The following is an 813-nucleotide window of genomic DNA, read 5'->3' on the forward strand; positions in this document are numbered from 1 at the left end:
GTGCTACGCCTACTGTTTCTTTTACAGATGTAACTACAACTGGAACTTGTGATAGTAATTATATTATTACTAGAACTTGGACAGCAATTGATGCTTGTGGAAACACAACAACTCAAGAACAGACAATCAACATCGAAGACACGACGGCGCCAAACTTTACAGTTCCTACTGAAGTGACTTTAGAATGTGATCAAGATATTACCGACTTAACAGTAACTGGTGATGTTTCTGATGAAGCTGATAATTGTGATACTAACACATTAGAAGCGACGTATACTGATGGAACATCGACTGTTGGGTCTTGTGCCAACGCGTCTTCTTTTATTAGAACTTGGACAGTAACGGATGCTTGTGGAAATGATAATACGCAAACACAAACCATAAACATCGAGGATACTACGGCGCCAACCTTTACGGTTCCTGCTACAGTGACTTTAGAATGTGATCAAGATGTAAACGACTTAACAGTAACTGGTGATGTTACCGATGAAGCGGATAATTGTGATACTAACACATTAGAAGCGACGTATACTGATGGAACATCGACTGTTGGGTCTTGTGCTAACGAATCGTCTTTCATAAGAACTTGGACACTAACAGATGCTTGTGGAAATGATAATACGCAAACACAAACCATAAACATCGAGGATACTACGGCGCCAACCTTTACGGTTCCTGCTGCAGTTACTTTAGAATGTGATCAAGATGTAAACGACTTAACAGTAACTGGTGATGTTACCGATGAAGCTGATAATTGTGGAAACGCTGCTTTAGAAGCAACATACACGGATGGTGCTTCAACTGCTGGATCTT

At 40.3% G+C, this 813-nt stretch carries 1 pseudogene; it reads left to right on the top strand.

What is annotated here, in order from left to right:
- Positions 1-813 (top strand): annotated as a pseudogene (locus tag ES677_RS15415) (gliding motility-associated C-terminal domain-containing protein); the annotation flags it as partial.

This window comes from Bizionia gelidisalsuginis (genome assembly GCF_008086185.1).
GTDB lineage: Bacteria > Bacteroidota > Bacteroidia > Flavobacteriales > Flavobacteriaceae > Bizionia > Bizionia saleffrena.